An 18273-nucleotide genomic window follows, 5' to 3' on the forward strand; every position below is an offset into this window, starting at 1 on the left:
TCCAGAGCGGGCCGGGTCTAGAACCAGTTGACGGTGAGCGGGAACGCGGCGGTGACGGTGGTGCCCGTGGAGTCGGTGGCGGTCGCGGTGATCTGAACCGTGCCGCTGCCCCACGGCTTGCCGCTGATCCGGCCGGAGCCGGCGTCGACGGTCAGGCCCCAGGGCAGACCGGTGACCGCGTACCGGACCGGAGGTCTGCCGCCGGTGGCACTGAGCTGGATGGTGCAGGACTGGTTGAACTTGCAGGTCTGGGGTCCGGGGTCGGCCAGTTGCAGGCCGCCCGAGGTGGGCGTGGGCGTCGGGGTCGGGGTGGGAGTCGGAGTCGGAGTGGGGGTGGGGGTGGTCGGGTCCGTGTCGAACACCTCGGTGATCGGCTGGACGTCGGCCGCGTTGCCCGCGTGCGTCGCCGTGCCGAAGAGGTCCTCGAAGGTCCGCAGCAGATGGTGGTGGTTGAAGGCCGTGGCGTACTTGCCCGTCTTGACCTTCGCGCCGTAGAAGACGGTGGCGATCTGGTTCGAGCCCAGATAGTTGTCCTCGTCCCAGGTCAGGACCAGGAGGCTGTTGTTGGCCTTCGCCCACTGCGCGTAGGCGTCGATGTTGTTCCTGGTCCAGGTGTCTCCCGTGCCGACCGAGCACGAGTGCATGTCGTTGCACTGGTTGGGGACCACGAAGGACAGGCTCGGCAGCGCCGCGAAGTTGTCCCGGGGGAACTGCGCCCAGGTCTTGCCCGTGTTCAGCGGCACGTTCTTGAAGGCGAACCACGGGTTGTGCTTCTGCGCGTACTGGCCGTTCGTGCAGGCCGTGGATCCCTCGCCCGGCAGGTCCTCGTTGTACGTCGCGAAGGTCTTGCCGGCCGCGATCAGCTCCTGGCCGAGGTTGGCCGCCGTCATCGACTGCGGGGTGTAGCAGCCGTCGCCCGTGATGCCCTGCGTGGCGCCGGAGAAGAGGTTGAAGTAGTTCGGCTGGCTGGGGTGGGTCAGCGCCTTCATACCGGTCAGGCTCGCGCCGCCGTTCGCCAGCTGGTTGACGTACGGCGCGTTCGCGCTGCCGATGATCTCCCCGTACTGCTTGTTCTCGTACACGACGACCACCACGTGGTCGTACGCCGGCAGCCCGGCGGCCGCGGCCGCCGCGGAGACGGAGGCGGAACCGGGCACGGCCGCCTCGGAGTTGGCCACGGTGAACGCGCCCAGCAGGCCGAGCGCGCCGATCCCGGCCACGAGCGCCGGCCATCGGGACCCGCGTCTCGCGCGCGCCGTCGGTGAGGGTCGAAGGGTGGGCATGGGTGTTCTCCTCCTCGGTGTCGCCCGGGTCCGGCCCCGGGTCGTGGTCGTCGCGGTCATTCCTCGCGCCGGGCCGCACCGGCCACGGCGATGTTCAGGAACCGCGGTACGGGCCGCCCCCGGTCGCGGAAGTCCTCCGCCACCGCGGCCCGCACCGCCGCCAGCCGTGCCTGGGGCAGCAGCACCAGCACGCTCCGCCCCGGCTCCCGCCCCTGCCCGGGCGGCCAGGCGCTCAGCGCCCCGGCCCGGCGGGCGCAGGCCACGGCCCGCGCCAGCTCCCGCGGCCGGTCCCCGGCCTCCCCGCGGACGGCGACCAGCACCAGCCGCGCCCCCGACGCCGCCGGGTCGAAGGCGACGTAGCGCCGGCACCGCCGGGGTTCCGCGCTCAGCAGCAGGGCCCTGCCCGGCCGGGCGAAGAGCACCGCCCGGCGCAGTGGGGCGTCCCCGTCCGGCAGCGCCCCGGCCAGCAGCCGGGCCAGCTGCTCACGGTCCGGCCCCTCACCCGCCCCCGCGTGTACGTCGGCCACCGCCAGCGCCACCGCGCAGTCCGCGGGCTCCGCCGTGGCCAGCCCGGCGGCCCCCGTGAGCGAGCCCTGGACGTGCAGGTCGGTCCCGCCGGCGCCGTACCCGGCCCGGGCCAGCGCCCGCAGCACGGCGTACGGCCGGGCCGCCCAGGCGGGGGCGGCGGGCGGCGGCCCGGCCAGGGTCAGCGGCAGATCGCAGCTGTCCGCGGGATGACCGAGGGAGCTGAGCCGCACCAGGCCGTCCGTGCGCGGGGCCGCCGCGGCGGCCGTCGGCCAGCCGGCCGCCGCGACCAGCCCGGGGGAGCCCAGGTGGAAGGCGTACGGGGCGCTCCACACGGCGGCCGGGGGCCGCCCGTGCGCGGCCTCCAGCGCGTAGGCGACGAGCCGGAACAGCGGATCGGCCGTCGCCCGCCGGGCCAGGTCGCCTCCGGCGCGGTCAGCGGTCACCGTGGCGCCTGCCGGGGCCGCGGACCCCAGGGGCGGTACAGCGGCGGCGGACGCTCCTGCCGTGTCCCGGCGGGCCGCCGCGGAAGAGGGCTGCTTCCCCGCGTGCGGTCCGGCCTGGCCGGCCGCGCCCGTCACGGCGCGTCCTTGCGGGCCAGCATCCGGTAGGCGTTCCCGCCGTCCGTACGCCGGGCCGCCACCGTGCGCAGCGTGTCGAGCGCCGCCGCGGCGGCGAAGCACGGCAGCGCCATCCCCCGTACGGCGCGGGCGAGGAGCCGGGCGCGCGGCGTGGGCCCCGGACCCCACGGCCGGTCCGGATCCGGGGCCAGCCGCGTCGCCGCGAGGGCCACCGCGCCGAAGAAGTCGTTGCCCTGGTGGGCCGGTCCGTGCTCCTCGGCGACGACGGTGAACCCCCGGTCGGCCAGCGCCTCGCGCAGATTGGCGGCGGGCATCAGGTGCTGGTGCTGGGGCTGGAACCACGGCAGCCAGAACGGGCCGAGGAGCCGGGCCATCCGCGACTGCGGATCGGGCAGCTCGATGGTCAGGAACCCGCCGGGGGCGAGCACGGTGGCCGCCGCGTCCAGCTCGGCGAGCGGCTCCCGGGTGTGCTCCAGGTAGTGGTACATGCTCACCACCTCGTACTGGCCCGCCAGCTTCGAGGCGAACTCCGGGAACTGGCCCAGGTATCCCGTCTCCACCCAGCCGCGGCGCTCGGCCTCCCGCACCCCGTCACCCATGTCGAGCCCGTCGAACCGGGTCCGCGGCCAGACCTCCCGCGCCGCGTTGCAGAAGTGGCCGTGCCCGGTGCCGACATCGAGCCAGGACGCCGGGTCGGCGTGCGGGAGGAGCATTTCGGCGCGCCCCCGGTAGGCGGCGCCCAGCCTGCCGAAGACCGTGCCCGCGCCCTCGCCGCCCCGCCCGTCGTAGAAGTCCCGGTAGTAGAAGTCCAGCCCCTGCGTGGTCAGCCGGGGGTTCTGGAAGACGTGCCGGCACTCCCCGCACCGCTCCAGTGTGAAACGGCCCGGCTTGCCCTGGAGCAGATCGGGCACCCGGACCTGGACGGTGAGCCGGCCGGAGCCGCACCACGGGCAGGCCGTGCGGCGCGGTTCGAGGAAGCGCCCGGTCCCCGCCGCCAGGTCCTCCCGGTACGCGGCCGCCCGGGCGGCCTCCGCCGCGCCGTCCGCCGGGGTGTCCCGGCCGGCCGCCGCGGCCGTACGCAGGCCCGCGCCGAGGGAGCGCAGAGGCCGGGCCGCCGTGGCCCGGCCCAGACCGGCGGGGCGCAGCGCGGAGCCGGGCCCGCCGAGGACCAGGTACGGCTGGAGCCAGTACAGCCCCGCCGCGGCCGCGCCCCACCGGCCCTGGCGTACGGCGACCCCCGCGAGGAGCGCCAGCCCGCTGAGCTGTGCGGCGGCCAGCGCCCCCGGCGGCAGCCCCTGGGCCCTCAGCTCGGCGGTCCGCGCCGGCCCGCCGGGCTCCCCGGCCCCGCCGCAGCGCAGGCCGGGGGCGATGGCCAGCCCCGTGGCGTCGGCGGCGTACTCCTTCAACCGGCGGGCCAGCGCGAGCAGTTCCGCCGGATCCCGGCGCGGCCCGCCCGGATCCACCCCGGCCCGGGCCAGCACCTCCTCGGTGACGAGCACGGCGAACCCGGCCCCGCGCCCTTCGCCGAGCCGGTCCTGCCGGTACCGGACCGGGTCGACCAGGCGCAGCAGCCCCAGCGCCCGCTCGGCGGCCAGGTCCACGGGCAGCAGGTCCAGGACCCGCAGGCCCTCCCCTTCGGCGTACGCGCAGGCGGCGAGGAAGGTGGCCGGATCCGGCTCGACCCCCCGGGCGGTGAGCAGGCGCCACCCGGCGGCGCGCGGCACCCCGGCCGCCGCGGGCGGGGTCGCCGGCAGCACCGGGATCGCCCGCAGCCGGCGCCTGGCGCGTACGGTGCCCGCGCCGAGGGCGGCCAGCAGCAGGGCGGAGGTCCACGGGACCCGGGAGAGCGGGGGTGGCGTCATGGCAGTTTCTCCAACCGGTCGGCCGCGGCGGCGGCCCCGCCCGCCGCGGCGAATGAGGCCTGGATCCGCCGGGCGGCCCGGCGGGGGCCGGGGTCGTCCAGCACGGCGGTGAGCGCGTCGCGCAGTTCCTCGGCCCGGGTCCGGCCGAACCGCACCCGGACGCCGGCCCCGGCCAGGGCCACCTGCCGGGCCACGATCGGCTGGTCGTCCCGGATCGGGGCGACGACCAGCGGCAGCCCGTGCGCGAGGGTCTCGCACACGGTGTTGTGGCCCGCGTGGCAGACCACCGCGTCCAGGTGCGGCAGCAGCTCCAGCTGCGGGACGCTCTCCTGGACCAGCAGGTGGTCCGGCGCCGCCCCGATCAGGGCGGAGGGCGCCGCCAGGACGAACTGGACCTCACCGGCGAGCCGTTCGGCGGCGCCCAGCACCGCGCCGTAGAACCGGGCCCCGGCCGCCTGGTTGAGGGTGCCCAGGGACACCAGCACCCGCCGCCGCGCCGGGTCCAGCCGCTGCCAGGGGAATCCGGGCGCCGCCGGCCGGGCCCCGAAGGCCGGCCCCACGAAGGCGTAGTGGGGCGGGAAGTCCTGCCCCGTGCCGACGAGTTCGGGAGTGGAGAAGACCAGCACCAGCCGCTCGGAGAACCGCGGGTCCCAGTCCGCGCGGCCCCCCGCGTCCCGCGCCGCGCCGAACTCCGCGAGCAGGCCCGAGATCTGCCCGGACACCCACTCCCCGACCTTCGGGAAGTCCGCGAAGGGCCGGGTCAGCTCGGCCGAGGTACTGGCCGACGTCACCCACGGGACCCCGAGCCGCCGGGCCACCAGCGGCCCGGCCAGGGCCTGCTGGTCGGCGACCAGCACATCCGGCCCGAAGGCGCGCACGGCCCGGGCCACCCCCGGAACCATCGCCCGGGCCAGCGGCACCAGCGCCTCCTCCCACAGGAACCGCAGCGCACCGACCCCGCGCAGATCGCGCCAGCTCTCGTGCAGCGCCGCGTACCCGCCGGCGCCCAGTTCCTCCCCGGCGGGCAGGATCCGGGCCTGCGCGGGCAGCAGCCGGGCCAGTGCCGAGGCCGGTCCCGTCCAGGCGACCTCATGCCCCCGGGCGGCCAGTTCGGCCCCGACGGCCACGGTCGGATTGACGTGCCCCGCCAGCGGCGGCACGGTGAACAGCACCCTCACGGGACCAGAGCTCCCGCCCGCGGCCCCGCCGCCGTCGCCGCACCGGCCGTCGTCGCCGTACCGGCCGTCGCGTCGAGATGGGCGAGCACGGTCTCCCGCAGGACCCCGCTGCTCTCCTTCAGGACGTCGTGACCCAGGTCCGGCAGGATCCAGAGCGCCCCCTGCGGGGCGCGCTGCGCCAGCTCCCGCCCGCCCGCGAGCAGTTCGGAATGCTCGCCGCAGACCACCAGGACCGGGCAGCGCAGGCGGGCGTGGTCCGCCGGGGTGAACACGTGGCTCGCCGCGATGTCGTCGATGAGCGTGGTGCGGTTGAGGAGGGCGTCGGCGATGGCCGTCAGGTTGGCGGCCTTGCGCAGGCGCAGAGAGGCCAGCTCGGTGGGGACCGTGCTGTCCTCCAGGCTCAGCGCGGCGGCCGACAGGGTGTCCACCATGTTCTCCACCCAGGCGCCGCCGAGCGGCGGTTCGAGGAGGGTGAGCCCGGTGACCAGGTCCGGCCGGGCCAGGGCGGCGTGCAGGGCGAGGGTCCCGCCGTAGCTGTTGCCGACCAGGTGGACCGGGCGCTGCCCGAGGTCCAGCGCGCCGAGCAGGGCGAAAAGGTCCCGTACGGCGGTACGGCTGTCGTATCCGGACCCCGGACGCTCGGTGCGGCCGTGGCCGCGCAGGTCGTAGAGGACGGCCTCGTGGCCGGCCCGGGCCACGGGCAGGGCCAGGGGGCAGTAGAAGGAGGACAGGTTGTCGACGACCAGCCCGTGCAGGAACACCACGACGGGCCGGTCGGGGGCGTCGGCGCCGGCGGTGGCCGGGAGCCGCTGGACGTGGAAGCGCAGGGAGCCCGCGCGGACGAAGGCCATGGCCGGCTCAGCCGGCCGACGCGGGGGAGGCCCCCGCCGCGGCCCGGGCCAGGGAGGAGTGGGTGATCCGGCCGATGTGGGTGACGAGCTCGCCGACGGACATGGCCAGGATGGCGTCCATGTCCTTCTCGGCCAGGAAGCCCATCAGGTCCACGCCGGCGCCGTAGCGGTGGTGGAGCAGCTCGGCGAGGGCGACGAACTCGATGCTCTCCAGGGCGAGATCCTCGTTGAACGTCGTCTTCATCGTGACCTCCTCCGCGAGCAGGTACTCGTCGCCGACGATCTCCACGAGCATGCCGGTGATCTCGGCGAGGATGTCAGTTGCCATGACGTGCCTCCGTGAGGGGAAGGGGGACGGGGACGGGGGAGGGCGCCGCGAGGTGGGCGGTCCAGGCGACGACGTGGTCGGGCACGGTGTCGGTGAGCGGGGCGGTGAGCGCCGTGGCGGGCGGGGCGGTGAGCGCTGTGGTGCGGATCGGGTACGGGTCCCCCTCGGGGGAGGTCACGAGCAGCGCGCCGGAATCCGGGTCGTCGGCCACCCGCCAGTCCCGCGGGCGCCCGCCCAGTCCGGCCCCCGCCGCCTTGGCCGCGGCCTCCTTCGCGCACCACAGGGCGGTGAGCGCGGCGGGCAGGCCGGTGCCCTCGCGGGCGGCCAGCCCTTCGGCGAGGCGGAGTTCGGCCGGCCCGAGGGCGATCCGGATCAGCGCGTCCGGGTCCGCGGTCACCTGCTCCACATCGATGCCGACCGGCCGGGCCGGGTGGGCCAGGGCGACCGCGATCCGGTCCTTGTGGGCGATCGACAGCAGGAAGCCGCGGGTCAGCCGGGACCCGGGTACGGGCCGGCCCGCCGGGTCGTTGCCGATCGGCACCTCCGCGGGGAACACCGGCCCGGCCCCGCCGTCCCACAGAAGCTGCCGCAGCGCGTCCTTGGCCGCGATCCGGCCCAGCAGCCAGGGCGCCCGGGCGCGCGGCGACAGCCGCTCGTAGGCCTCCCGTTCGGCGGCGCCGAGGTAGCGGCGCATCACCAGTTCCTGCGAGGCGGGATCGTTCCAGCGGCGGCGGGCCAGGCACCAGCCCTCGGGCCGGGGTTCGCCGATCCCGCACACCTCCGGGGTGAACTTCATCGGCCAGACCCGCTCGTCGGCGCCGAACCGGCGGTACGTCCACCCCTCGATCCGGGCCCACACCCCGCCGCCCGCCGCGCGCAGCTCGATGTCACCGCGCACGGTGACGTCCTGCACCGCGCGGATCCGGGCCGTGGCGGTCACCAGCTCCAGGGGAGCGGGCGGGGGCCCGTAGAACCGGATGCGGTCCACGGTGGCCGGGAACACCAGCCGGTCGACCGGCAGGCGCAGCTGCATCCAGTGCCCGAAGAGCTGCCCGGCGGCGTCGAGCAGCGCGCCGGGGTCGGGCAGTGCCTGCAGGACCCCCTGGATGCCGTCCGAGCCGACCGACCGCACCTCGTGCACCCCGGCGAAGCGCGGGCCGTGGAACATCCACCGGTCCCGGTAGAGGGCCTCGGCGCTGACCGGGGCCGGTCCGGGGTCGCGCAGGGGCGTGCCGTCGGGCGCGGGCGGCTCCCCGTACCGCTCGCCGAGCAGCACGACCACCGAGGCGTACTCCCCGAGGCCGACCCGCATCCGGCCCGGCCCGTCACCGCGGACGGTGACCTCGACGTCGACGGCCGGCTCGACCGCCAGCCACCGCAGGGCCCGTACATCCTCGTAGCCGATGACGGCGAGGCCGGGCGGGGCGTGCCGCCGGGCGGCCCCGGCCGCCAGCTCCAGCATGGTGGTCATGGGGACGACGGGGAACCGGTCGGAGTCCTCCGGCCAGCCGTCGGGCTGGAGGTACACGCAGTGGTCCCGTACGTAGGGGAGCGCGGCGAGGGACAGCCGCAGGAGCTGCTTCCCCGTGGCGCTTCCCGAACACTTGGTGTCCTGGGCCGGCGGCGGTGCCGGTGCCGGCGTCGCAGCCTTCGGCGGTGCTACGGCCGACCAGGCCTCGGTGACGGCCCGGGCGGCCGAGCCGGCGTCGGCCAGCACCGCGTCCAGGGCGGACAGCAGCACGGGGCGGGCCGCTCCGGCCGCTGCGGACAAGGGCGCCGGGGCGGGGGCCGGGGCCGGGGCCGCGGTCGGGGTCGGAGCCGGGGCCGGGGCGGCGGCCGGGGCCGGGCCCGGGCTGAGAAGGCCGCTCAGGGAGGTGCGGGCCGTCTCGCTCAGGCGGACCAGCGGGGACCCCAGGCGCAGGGGCACGCGGAGCTCCGGTCCGGCGGATGCCGGCTGCGGCGCCGCCGGGCCGGGCCGCGGCGCCGAACCGGCCGCCGGGGCCGCCTCGGCGAGGAGCCCCCAGCGGGGCGCGTACCCCTCGGTCCAGAGCGCCGCGCAGGTGCGGCGGAGGGCCGCCAGGCCCGGCAGGCGCGGGGAGGAGGTGGAGACCGACAGATGCGGGCGCTCGCGCAGGGTGTCCTCCACGAAGCCCGGCAGGCTGCCCGGGCCCAGCGTGACGAAGCCGCGCACGCCCTCGTCCTCGTACAGCCGCAGGATCAGCTCGCGGAACCGGACCGGCTCCAGCAAGTGCCGTACGACCAGGTCGCGTACGCCCTGCGGTACGGACGGGAACGGCGCGCACGTGGTGGCCGACCACACCGGGACCCCCGCCGGCCGCAGCGGCAGCCGGTCGAAGGCGGCCCGGACCTGCCCGAGGTAGGGCTCCCACATCGGGGTGTGGAAACCCGAACGGAACGGCAGCTCCTGACCGAGCACCCCGTCACCGCGCAACCGCGCCACGGCGGCCGCCACCTGTGCCGGATCCCCGCAGATCACCGACTGGTGCGGGCAGTTGTCGTGGCTGACCACCACCCGGTCCAGGTCGTGGAGCGCGGCCCGGGCCCGCGCCGCACCGCAGCCCAGCGCCGCGTACACGAGGTCCGGGACCCGGAGATCACCCGGGCGCAGCGAGCCGAGGAAGGTGTCGGCGGCCTCCTGCGGGTACATGCCGGCGGCCACCATCGCCGCCCACTCGCCCAGGCTGTGACCCGCCAGCACATCGGCCTCGACGCCCAGTGCGGGCAGGACGCGGGCGAAGAACCGGCCCGTCGCGACCGCGTCGAGGGCCCGCTCCACCAGGGACTCGCCGCGGGACAGCCGGGGCGCCGGCAGCGCGAACCGCTCCGCCACGTCGTCCACCACCGGGGCGAACTCCGGCTCCAGGCCCGGGAACAGGAACGCCGTCCGGCCGCCCAGCGGCTCCGGGGCGAACCACACGTCCCCGCGCCCCCGCCACGGCCGGCCGCGCGCCACCACCTTGGCGGCCAGCGCGAGCCGCTGGGGCGTGGGCCCGACCACCGCGACCCGGCAGGGCCCGTCGCCGCCGGACACCGGGACGGCGGACGCAAGCCGGGCCGACAGCTGTGCCGGAGTGCCGGCGCCGATGAGGAGTACGCCGCCTTCCTCGGCCGGCCCCACCGGCGCGGCCGGGGCTCCCAGCGGCAGGAACCGGCGCACCGGAGCCACCCGGGCCGGGGCGGGGACCGCTGCGGGAGCCGGGCGCGAGGCCGTCGGAGCCTCCTCCAGCACCACATGGGCGTTGATCCCGCCGAAGCCGAACGCGTTGACCCCGGCCCGGCGCGGCTGCGGCCCGCGCTCCCACGGCTCGGCCGCGCCCACCGGCCGCATCCGCGTCCGGGCCAGGTCCGGGTGCGGCTCCTCGATGTGCAGCGTCGGCGGCAGCACCCCCTCGTACACGGCGAGCGCGGCCTTGATCAGCCCGGCCATGCCCGAGGCCTGCATGGTGTGCCCGAGCATCGACTTCACCGAGCCGAAGCCGATCCCGCGCCCGTTCCCCGGCTCCGGTGGGCCGAACACCTGCGCCAGGGTGTCCAGTTCGGCCGCGTCCCCGACCGGGGTGCCCGTGCCGTGCGCCTCCAGCAGACCCAGCGCGCCCGGCGCCCGCGGATCCAGCCCGGCCTCCCGCCAGGCCCGTTCCACGGCCTGCACCTGGCCCGCGACCAGCGGGCTCATCAGGCTCGCCGCACGGCCGTCCCCGGCCACGCCCGTGCCGCGGATCACCGCGTACACGCGGTCACCGTCGCGCTCCGCGTCCGCCAGCCGCTTCAGCAGCACCACCCCGGTGCCCTCGGACAGCAGGGTTCCGTCGGCGCGGCGGTCGAAGGGCCGGATCCGCTCGCTCGGGCTGAGCGCCCGCAGCTGCGTGAACACGCTCCACAGCGTCGCGATGTGACAGTGGTGGACCGCCCCCGCGACCACCGCGTCGCAGCGCCCGGCCGCCAGCAGCCCCACCGCCTGGTCCACCGCCAGCAGGGAGGAGGCGCAGGCCGCGTCCAGGGTGTAGGCGGGCCCGCGGAAGTCCAGCCGGTTCGCGGTCCGGGCGGCGGTGAAGCTCGGCACCAGCCCGATCGACGCGTCCGGCCGCTCCGGCCCCAGCGCGTCCTGGAACGCGGAGCGCACCGCCGCGATCCGCCGTTCACCCAGCTCCGGCGCCAGCTCCCGCAGGGTCTGCGCCAACTGGTGAGCGGTGCGCACCCGTTGGTCGAGCCGCGCGGTGGCCACCCCCATGAACCCGCCGCGCCCCAGCACCACCCCGATCCGCGACCGGTCGGCGGGCAGCCGGGCCTCGCCGCCCGCGTCGGCGATCGCCTCGGCCGTCGCGTGCAGGGCCAGCATCTGGTCCGGCTCGGCCCCCTCGACGGCGGCCGGCATGATCCCGAACCGGGTGGGGTCGAAGGCGGCGAGACCGTCGACGAAACCGCCCCGCCGGCAGTAGAACCGGTCGCCCGCCACCGGTCCGGTCGCGCCCCGCGGGTCGTAGTACACCTCGGGGTCCCAGCGCTCCGGCGGGACCTCGCCGATGCAGTCCGTACCGGCGAGCAGATTGCGCCGGTACGCGGCCAGATCGGCGGCCCCCGGGAACACCGCTCCCATCCCGACGATCGCGGCATCGGCCGGGCGCGGGCCGCGCCGCTCTCCGTCACGCATCGCCCCGGCCCTCCTCGGCCATCAGGACCACCTGTACGTCGTTCCCGTACGCCAGTTCGTCGAGGAAGGCGGCGGTCCCCGCCTCCGGTGCGATGAGCGGGATCCCGCGCCGGACGTACGCACGCTCCAGCTCGGGGCTGACCATCCCGCCCGCCTCCGCCGCCCAGGGGCCCCAGTCGACGGACAGCACCCGGCCCGGGAAGGACTCCGCCCAGGTGTGCGCGAGGCCGTCGAGCGCGTCGTTGGCGGCGGCGTAGTCGCACTGGCCGCGGTTGCCGTACACCCCGGCGACGCTCCCGAACAGCGCCAGGAACCGGGGCGCCGGCCAGGACCCGTGCTCGGCCGCCGCGGCGGCCAGGTGGCGGGCCCCGTCGACCTTGGTGGTGAACACGGCGGTGAAGTCGGCCGGCTGCTTGTCCCGCAGCAGCCCGTCCCGCAGCACGCCGGCGCCGTGCACGATGCCGTCCAGGCGGCCGTGGCGCTCCCGTACGCCGGCCACGACCGCCCGGACGGCCCGCTCGTCGGTGACGTCCGCGCAGTGGTAGCGGACGGAGGCGGCCGCTGCGCCCAGGGCGGCGAGGGTGGCCCGTACCTCGCGCTCGGCGAGGATCCGCGAGGCCGCCGCCTCGATCTCCGCGGGCGTACGCAGCCCTGCGGCGATCAGGGCCGCGCGCAGTGCGACCCGGTCCTGGGCCTGGGCGAATTCGTCGGTGGCGGTGGCGGTGGCGGGTTCGGGGGTGCGGCCGACCAGTTCCACGTGGCATCCGGTGGCGCGGGCCAGCGCGAGCGCGGTGCGGGCGGTGATCCCGCGGGCCCCGCCGGTGAGCAGGACCACCGAGTCGCGGTCCAGGAGCGGGGGGCCGTCGGGGCCGGCCGGCAGGGGGGCGGGGACCGGGAGACGGGCCACTCGGGCACCCTCGGCCGTGTAGCCGACGGAGGTGCCGCAGCCGCTGCCGCTGCCGTTTCCGCTGCCGTTGCCGTCGGCGCCGTCGGCCAGTTCCGCGATCAGTTGGGTCGCGATGCGTTCCGGGTCCTCCTTGGGGTGGATGTGCACGGCGCGTACCAGCGCATCGGGGTATTCCAGGGCCGCGCTGCGGGCGAAGCCGTGCAGACCGGCGCCGGAGGTGCCGGGCCCGGTGACGAGCAGCAGCCGAGGGGTTCCGGTCGTCAGGGCCTGCCGGAGCCCCGGGAAGGCTTCGGGCAGGACGGGGCCGGAGGTGGTGCGCAGCGCGGAGAGGTCGACGAGGCCGTCGAAGCCGGGCTCGGCCGCGGGGAGGACCGTCGGCATGGCGCCGTGCGCGTCCAGGGCGGCGACGAGGGCGGGTGCGATGGCCTGGCCGTCCTCGACGACGCCGATGCGCAGGCCGCGCAGAGTCTCCGGGTCGGTGTCGGGCGTCGGCACAGGGACGAGGTCCACCCGGAGCCGGCTGACGGATGGTGCCGCGGGTCCGCCGCCGGGCGTTGCGGGCGTTGCGGGTGTGCCGGGTGCGGCGGGTGTGCGGGAGGTGACCCAGTCGACGATGCCGCGGAGGGTCTTGATCCGGGACAGCTCCTCGATGGCGGACTCGGCGGAGCCGCCGCCCGGGTCCTGGGGGAGTCCGATCCGGTCGGCGAGGGCGCCGATGATCTCCACCCGCTTGATGGAGTCGATGGAGAGGTCCGCCTCCAGGTCCAGTTCGGGGTCGAGCATGTCCCGGGGATATCCGGTCCGGGTGTGGACGATCTCCAGGACGAGGTCCATGACCTCCTCGGCGGTGCGGGGACCCGGTTGTGCGGGGGCGGGGTCGGCGGGGTGGGCGGTTCCGGCGGGGCCGGGCGCGCCCCGGGGCGTCTCCTCGGGCGCCGAACGTGACGAGGGGTCGGAGTGCCGGGCGGCAGTGCGTTCGGCGCCCTGCGGGGATCGCCCCGACACACTCCCGGCCCCACCGGCCCCGCCCTGGGGATCCGCCGGCACGGAGCCGAGGTAGCCGAGGAGGACGTTCCGTTGGGCCTCGACCAGTTCGCGGGTGCCTCGGAGGTACTCCAGTACTGCCTCCTCCCGGCGGTCGGATCCGGAGACCGCTGCCCTGTCCGCGGGAGCCACCCGGCGGGCCGGGCGGAGGCCGCCCGGGACCGGTGCGCCGTCCGCGGTGCGGACCAGGTGGCCGTCCACCAGCCAGCCCGGTCGCCGCGGGGCGTGCTCCGGGAGGCGGGAGGTGCGGCCGCGGAAGAGGGCGTGTGGTGCCACCGCAACGCCTGCCGCCATGAGTTCGGCCACCGCCGTGACCAGCCTGCGCAGGCCGTGCTCGCCGGGGACGTCCAGTGGGACCACCGTGTGCGGCCGGCCGTGCAGGATCCGGCCGACCAGACCGGAGAGGACCCGGCCGGGCCCCGCTTCCACGAACGTCCGGACACCGGCCGCGTACATGGCCTCCACCTCTTCGACGAACCGGACCGGCTCCGCGACCTGGCGTGCGGCAAGGCTTCGTACGTCTTCGGGCGTTGTCGGATACCGGTCGGCCGTTGTGTTCGACCAGACCGGGGTGTGGGGAGTCGTTACCGGTGTTCTCGCCAGTTCCGATGCGAGGCTTCCGGCCGCCTCGGCCACCACGGCGCTGTGGAAGGCGCAGGCCACAGGGAGGGGTTCGGCCGGGAGGCCTGCCTCGCGCAGCGCCGTCAGCGCCCGGGACACGGCTGTGGTCGGACCCGAGATCACGCACTGCCGGGGCGCGTTGTGGTTCGCCACCACGCATCCGGCGCGGGCCGCGATCTCCCGTACCTCCTGCGGCGCGGCCGACACCGCCGCCATCGATCCCGGATCCGCGCCGGCGGCCGCCACGATCGCCTCGGCCCGGCGCGCGCTCAGCCGCAGCAGGCTCTCCGTGTCGTAGGCCCCGGCCGCCCACAGGGCGGTGAGCTCCCCGTACGAGTGCCCGGCCACGCAGTCCGGCCGTACGCCCAGCTCGCCGAGCAGCAGGTGCGCCGCCGCCCCCGCGAGGCCGAGGGCCGGCTGTGCGATGCGGGTGTCGGTGACCGCCGTCCGCTGCGCCGTTCGGACTTCCGCGGTGAATGCCGCCGGCGGGAACATCCTCGACACCACCGGGGGCGGGGCCGAGTCCAGCAGGGCGCGCAGGGCGGGGAACGCCGTGAAGAGGTCGGCGAGCATGCGCGGGCGCTGGCTGCCCTGGCCGGGGAAGAGGAATGCCACCTTGCCCGGCTCCGTTCCTTCCTCCCGTACGTGGACCCCCGCGCCCGGGGTGAAGGTGCGGGCCTGCGCCAGACGGGCCGCCAGCTCGTCCAGGTTGCCCGCCACCACCGACACCATGACCGGGCCGGGGGCTGCGGCGGCGGTCTCCGCCGCCAGGTCCCGCAGGGCCCAGGGGCGTCCGGCGGCGTCGTTCTCCTCCAGCCGCGCCGCGAGCCGGGCCATCGCCCGGCCCGCCGCCCGCCGGTCCTCGCCGCGGAAGCAGAACAGCTCCGCGGGCCACTCCTCCAGCCCGTGCCGGGGCTCCGCCGAGCCCCCGTGACCGGCCAGCACGGCGTGGTAGTTGGTGCCGCCGAAGCCGAAGGCGCTGACCCCGGCGAACCGCCGCTGCGCGGGCACCGGCCAGGGCCGGGTCTCACTGTCGAAGGAGAACGGGCTGGTCTCCGCCCGCCACGCCGGGTTGGGCGTGTCGATGTGCAGGGTCGGGGGCCGCACGCCCGTGTGGACCGCCCGGGCCGCCTTGATCAGCCCGGCCAGCCCGGCCGCGCACTTGGTGTGCCCGAGCTGCGATTTCACCGAACCCAGCGCGCAGGACCCGGGCTCGGCCCCGGAGGCGGTGAACAGCTCGCTCAGCACGGCGAGTTCCGTGCTGTCCCCGACGACCGTGCCCGTGCCGTGCGCCTCGATCAGGCCCACCTCGTCGGGGGTGATGCCGGCCCGGGCGTACGCCCGCTCCAGGGCCCGCCGCTGTCCTTCCGGCCGGGGCGCGGTCAGGCCGAGGGAGCGGCCGTCGCTGGCGGCGCCCACCGCCTTGATCACGGCGTACACGCGGTCGCCGTCGCGTTCCGCGTCCGCGAGGCGCTTCAGGACGAGCGCGCCGACGCCCTCGCCGAGCGCGATCCCGTCGGCGGCCGCGTCGAAGGGCCGGCAGCGGCCGCCGGGCGACAGGGCGCGGACGGAGGCGAACATCAGGTAGTCGTTGATGCCGTTGTGCACATCGGCGCCTCCGCACAGCACCATGTCGCTGTCGTGATCGCGTAGTTGGCGGCAGGCGAGGTCCAGCGCGGCGAGCGAGGAGGCGCAGGCGGCGTCGACCGTGCAGTTCGCGCCGCCCAGGTCGAGGCGGTTGGCGACCCGCCCGGCGATGACGTTGGCGAGGATCCCGGGGAAGGAGTCCTCGGTCAGGCGCGGCAGCTGCTCGTCGAGCTCGGCCGGGAGCTCCCCCAGGTAGGCGGGGTGCAGGGCGCGCAGCCCGTAGGCGCCGGCCAGTTCCGTGCCGGCTTCCGCGCCGAAGACCACCGAGGTCCGGGACCGGTCGAAGACGCGGTCCTTGCCGTAGCCGGCGTCCCCGAGGGCCCGCGCCGAGATCTCCAGGGCCAGCAGCTGCACCGGCTCGATCCCGGCGAGCGAGGCGGGCGGGATGCCGTGCGCGAGGGCGTCGAAGGGCACCGGGCCGAGGAATCCGCCCCAGCGGGAGGGGGTGCGCTCACCGGCCCGGGCCGGGTCGGCGTCGTAGTAGAGCGCCGGGTCCCAGCGTTCGGCCGGCACCTCGGTGACGGCGTCGGTCCCGGCGAGGACCATGGCCCAGTAGGCGGCGAGGTCGGGGGCGCCCGGGTAGGCGCAGGCCATTCCGACGATGGCGATGTCGAGCGGGTCGGCCGCCTGCGGCGCCCGCTCCGCGGACGGTCCGGCGGCGGCGAGTTCGCGGGCCCGCCGCTCCAGCAGGGCGGTGGCTCCGTCGGTGACCTGCGCGTGCAGCGCGGCGATCGTGGTGGTGCCCGTGCGCAGGGTGGCGGCCTGGCCCAGCATGAACAGCCCGTCGGTCTGCTGCTGTTCCTCGGTGACCGGTTCGAGGCCGGTCCCGTCGGGGTTGCGGCGCAGGCCCTTGCTGGCGATCCGCAGCCGTCCCAGGTTCAGCCGCTCCAGCTCCTCCCACATCGTGCGCGGCTCGATGCCGCTCTCCGCGAGCCGGTGGCGGGTCGCCTCGAAGGTCGCGGCGTACGGGGTGGCCGCGCACCGGGTGGCATGCCCCGGCGCGGTGCGCAGCAGGACGGTGTCCGCGCACTCCACCGCCGCCCGCTGGAAACCCGGCCGGATCGCGCCCGCCGCCACGGCCTCCTCTGTGAACAGGTAGGCGGTGCCCATGAGTACGCCGATCCGGGCGCCCCGGGCGGCCAGCGGGGCCGCGGCGGCCACCGCCATCGCGGCGGACCGTTCGTCGTGGATGCCGCCCGCGAACAGCACGTCCAGGGCTTCGGGTTCGGGGCAGGTGAGCAGGCGTTCGATCTGCTCCTCCCACAGCGGGAAGGAGGCGCGCGGCCCGACGTGTCCGCCGCACTCCAGCCCCTCGAAGACGAACCGCCGCGCCCCCTCGGCGAGGTACCGCTCCAGCAGGCCGGGGGAGGGCACGTGGAGGTGGGTGCGGATTCCGGCGGCCTCCAGCGGGGCCGCCTGCGCAGGGGTGCCGCCCGCGATGATCGCGTAGGGCGGGGCCGCCTCGTTCACGGCCGCCAGTTGCTCCCGGCGCAGCTCGGGCGGGGCGAAGCCGAGCAGGCCCACGCCCCAGGGGAGGTCCCCGAGCCGCTCGGCCGTCTCCGCCAGCAGCCGGCGTACGTCGGGGCCCTCCATCACCGCGAGCGCGAGGTGCGGGACCCCGCCCGCGGCGGCCACCGCCGCGGCGAAGGCCGCCTGGTCGCTCACCCGGGTCATCGGGCCCTGCGCGACGGGGAGCGGCCGCCCGAGCGGCCGGGCCCGTACGGCGGCCTCCAGATGCCCGGCGACGGCCGCCCGGACGGCCTGCAGGACGCCGCCCGTGGTCCGGTACCGCGCGGCCAGCCGGGCCGCCGAGGCGCCGTCCTGCCCGACCGGCAGCAGCTGGGTCCGCAGGTCGCGGGCGCCGAGCAGGGTGGGTACGGGCCCCTCGGGCGGGGTCAGGCCGGGCCGTGCGAACACCCGGTGCCCGTCCAGTAACCGGGTTTCGGAGCCGTCCATCGCCCGCAACGCGGCGGCGACTTCCTCCGGGAGCCCGGCCTCGCCCTCCGTGGTCAGGGCCAGTTGTACGTCGAGAAGCACCCCGGCGGCCCCGCCCGCGACGGCCGCGGCCGCCGTGTGCGGGCCGATCCCGCCGAAGGCCCGTACGGGTACCCGGACCGCGGGGTCGCCGAGGAGCTGCTGGAGCAGGACGAAGGTGGTGGCCGACCCCACCCGGCCGCCCCCCTCGTGGCCCTTGGCGACGAGCGCTCCCGCCCCGGCGGCCACGGCGGTCCCTGCCTCGGCCGCACTGGTGATCTCGGCCCAGACCCGGGGCCGCCCGGCCGCCGCGGCCCAGGCGGCGACCCGCTCGGGGGCGTGCGCGTCCGGGTCGGCGAGCAGCACGGTGTCCACCGCGGCGGGCAGCTCCCCGGGGCCGAGCGGGCAGCCGGCGGGCACCCGCACCCCGTACCGGGCACTGCTGCCGAGCCTTCGGTCCAGTTCTGCGAAGGCGTGCCGTGCGGCGCCGGGGCCCCGGCCGAGGTCGAGCAGTCCGAGGGCCCCGGCGCGTTCGGCGGCGGTGACGACGGCCGGGTGGGGTTCCTCGAAGGGGCTGACCGCGACGACCAGGTCACGGGTGACGGCGGGCTGCGGGTGGGGGGTCACGGACGCTCCTCTTCCAATGCGGTGTGACATGGCGGAGTGCAGGGCGGAAGAACGGACGAGCAGGCGAGCAGGCGAGCGGGCGAGCGGGCGAGCGGGCGAACCGACGAGCCGACGAGGCGACGAGCCGTGCAACGGCGGTGCGGGGCAGGGCGGAGGACGGGGGAGTGCGGTGGTCG

At 76.7% G+C, this 18273-nt stretch carries 8 protein-coding genes; all 8 read right to left on the reverse strand.

From position 1 onward, the window contains the following. Nucleotides 1-17: 17 nt before the first annotated feature. The 8 genes from ACZ573_RS06240 to ACZ573_RS06275 all read right to left on the reverse strand — a co-directional run bounded on the left by ACZ573_RS06240 (nt 18) and on the right by ACZ573_RS06275 (nt 18097). Entirely contained in the window at nt 18-1283 is a 1266-nt protein-coding gene (locus tag ACZ573_RS06240) for an alkaline phosphatase family protein (protein WP_471299729.1), read from the reverse strand. 56 nt (nt 1284-1339) lie between these two features. Continuing rightward, on the reverse strand, nt 1340-2254 hold the full coding sequence (locus tag ACZ573_RS06245; protein ID WP_471299731.1) for a galactokinase: 915 nt from the start codon (nt 2252-2254) through the stop codon (nt 1340-1342). Nucleotides 2255-2385: 131 nt separating this feature from the next. Further along, the gene (locus tag ACZ573_RS06250; protein WP_471299733.1) at nt 2386-4251 is read right to left on the reverse strand and encodes a methyltransferase domain-containing protein; all 1866 of its coding nucleotides are present in this window, start codon (nt 4249-4251) and stop codon (nt 2386-2388) included. Further along, entirely contained in the window at nt 4248-5423 is a 1176-nt protein-coding gene (locus ACZ573_RS06255) for a glycosyltransferase (RefSeq protein WP_471300630.1), read from the reverse strand. The genes ACZ573_RS06250 and ACZ573_RS06255 overlap by 4 nt, the downstream gene beginning before the upstream one ends. 2 nt (nt 5424-5425) lie before the next feature. Beyond that, nucleotides 5426-6280 carry an alpha/beta fold hydrolase gene (locus ACZ573_RS06260; RefSeq protein ID WP_471299735.1) on the reverse strand — a complete coding sequence of 285 codons (855 nt, stop codon included), beginning with the start codon at nt 6278-6280 and terminating at the stop codon, nt 5426-5428. A gap of 7 nt (nt 6281-6287) precedes the next feature. After that, nucleotides 6288-6608, reverse strand: a complete 321-nt coding sequence (locus ACZ573_RS06265; RefSeq protein WP_471299737.1) for an acyl carrier protein — start codon at nt 6606-6608, stop codon at nt 6288-6290. Next, on the reverse strand, nt 6598-11277 hold the full coding sequence (locus tag ACZ573_RS06270; RefSeq protein ID WP_471299739.1) for a beta-ketoacyl synthase N-terminal-like domain-containing protein: 4680 nt from the start codon (nt 11275-11277) through the stop codon (nt 6598-6600). The genes ACZ573_RS06265 and ACZ573_RS06270 overlap by 11 nt, the downstream gene beginning before the upstream one ends. Continuing rightward, nucleotides 11270-18097, reverse strand: coding sequence for an SDR family NAD(P)-dependent oxidoreductase (locus tag ACZ573_RS06275; protein ID WP_471299740.1), 6828 nt, complete (start codon nt 18095-18097; stop codon nt 11270-11272). The genes ACZ573_RS06270 and ACZ573_RS06275 overlap by 8 nt, the downstream gene beginning before the upstream one ends. Nucleotides 18098-18273: the final 176 nt, after the last annotated feature.

The organism is Streptomyces sp. NPDC040545, assembly GCF_055595065.1.

Excerpts from the sequence above, each read along its gene's own strand:
- ACZ573_RS06240 (WP_471299729.1), bottom strand. The coding sequence starts at position 1,283 with ATGCCCACCCTTCGACCCTCACCGACGGCGCGCGCGAGACGCGGGTCC.
- ACZ573_RS06250 (WP_471299733.1), bottom strand. The coding sequence starts at position 4,251 with ATGACGCCACCCCCGCTCTCCCGGGTCCCGTGGACCTCCGCCCTGCTG.
- ACZ573_RS06260 (WP_471299735.1), bottom strand. The coding sequence starts at position 6,280 with ATGGCCTTCGTCCGCGCGGGCTCCCTGCGCTTCCACGTCCAGCGGCTC.
- ACZ573_RS06265 (WP_471299737.1), bottom strand. The coding sequence starts at position 6,608 with ATGGCAACTGACATCCTCGCCGAGATCACCGGCATGCTCGTGGAGATC.
- ACZ573_RS06270 (WP_471299739.1), bottom strand. The coding sequence starts at position 11,277 with ATGCGTGACGGAGAGCGGCGCGGCCCGCGCCCGGCCGATGCCGCGATC.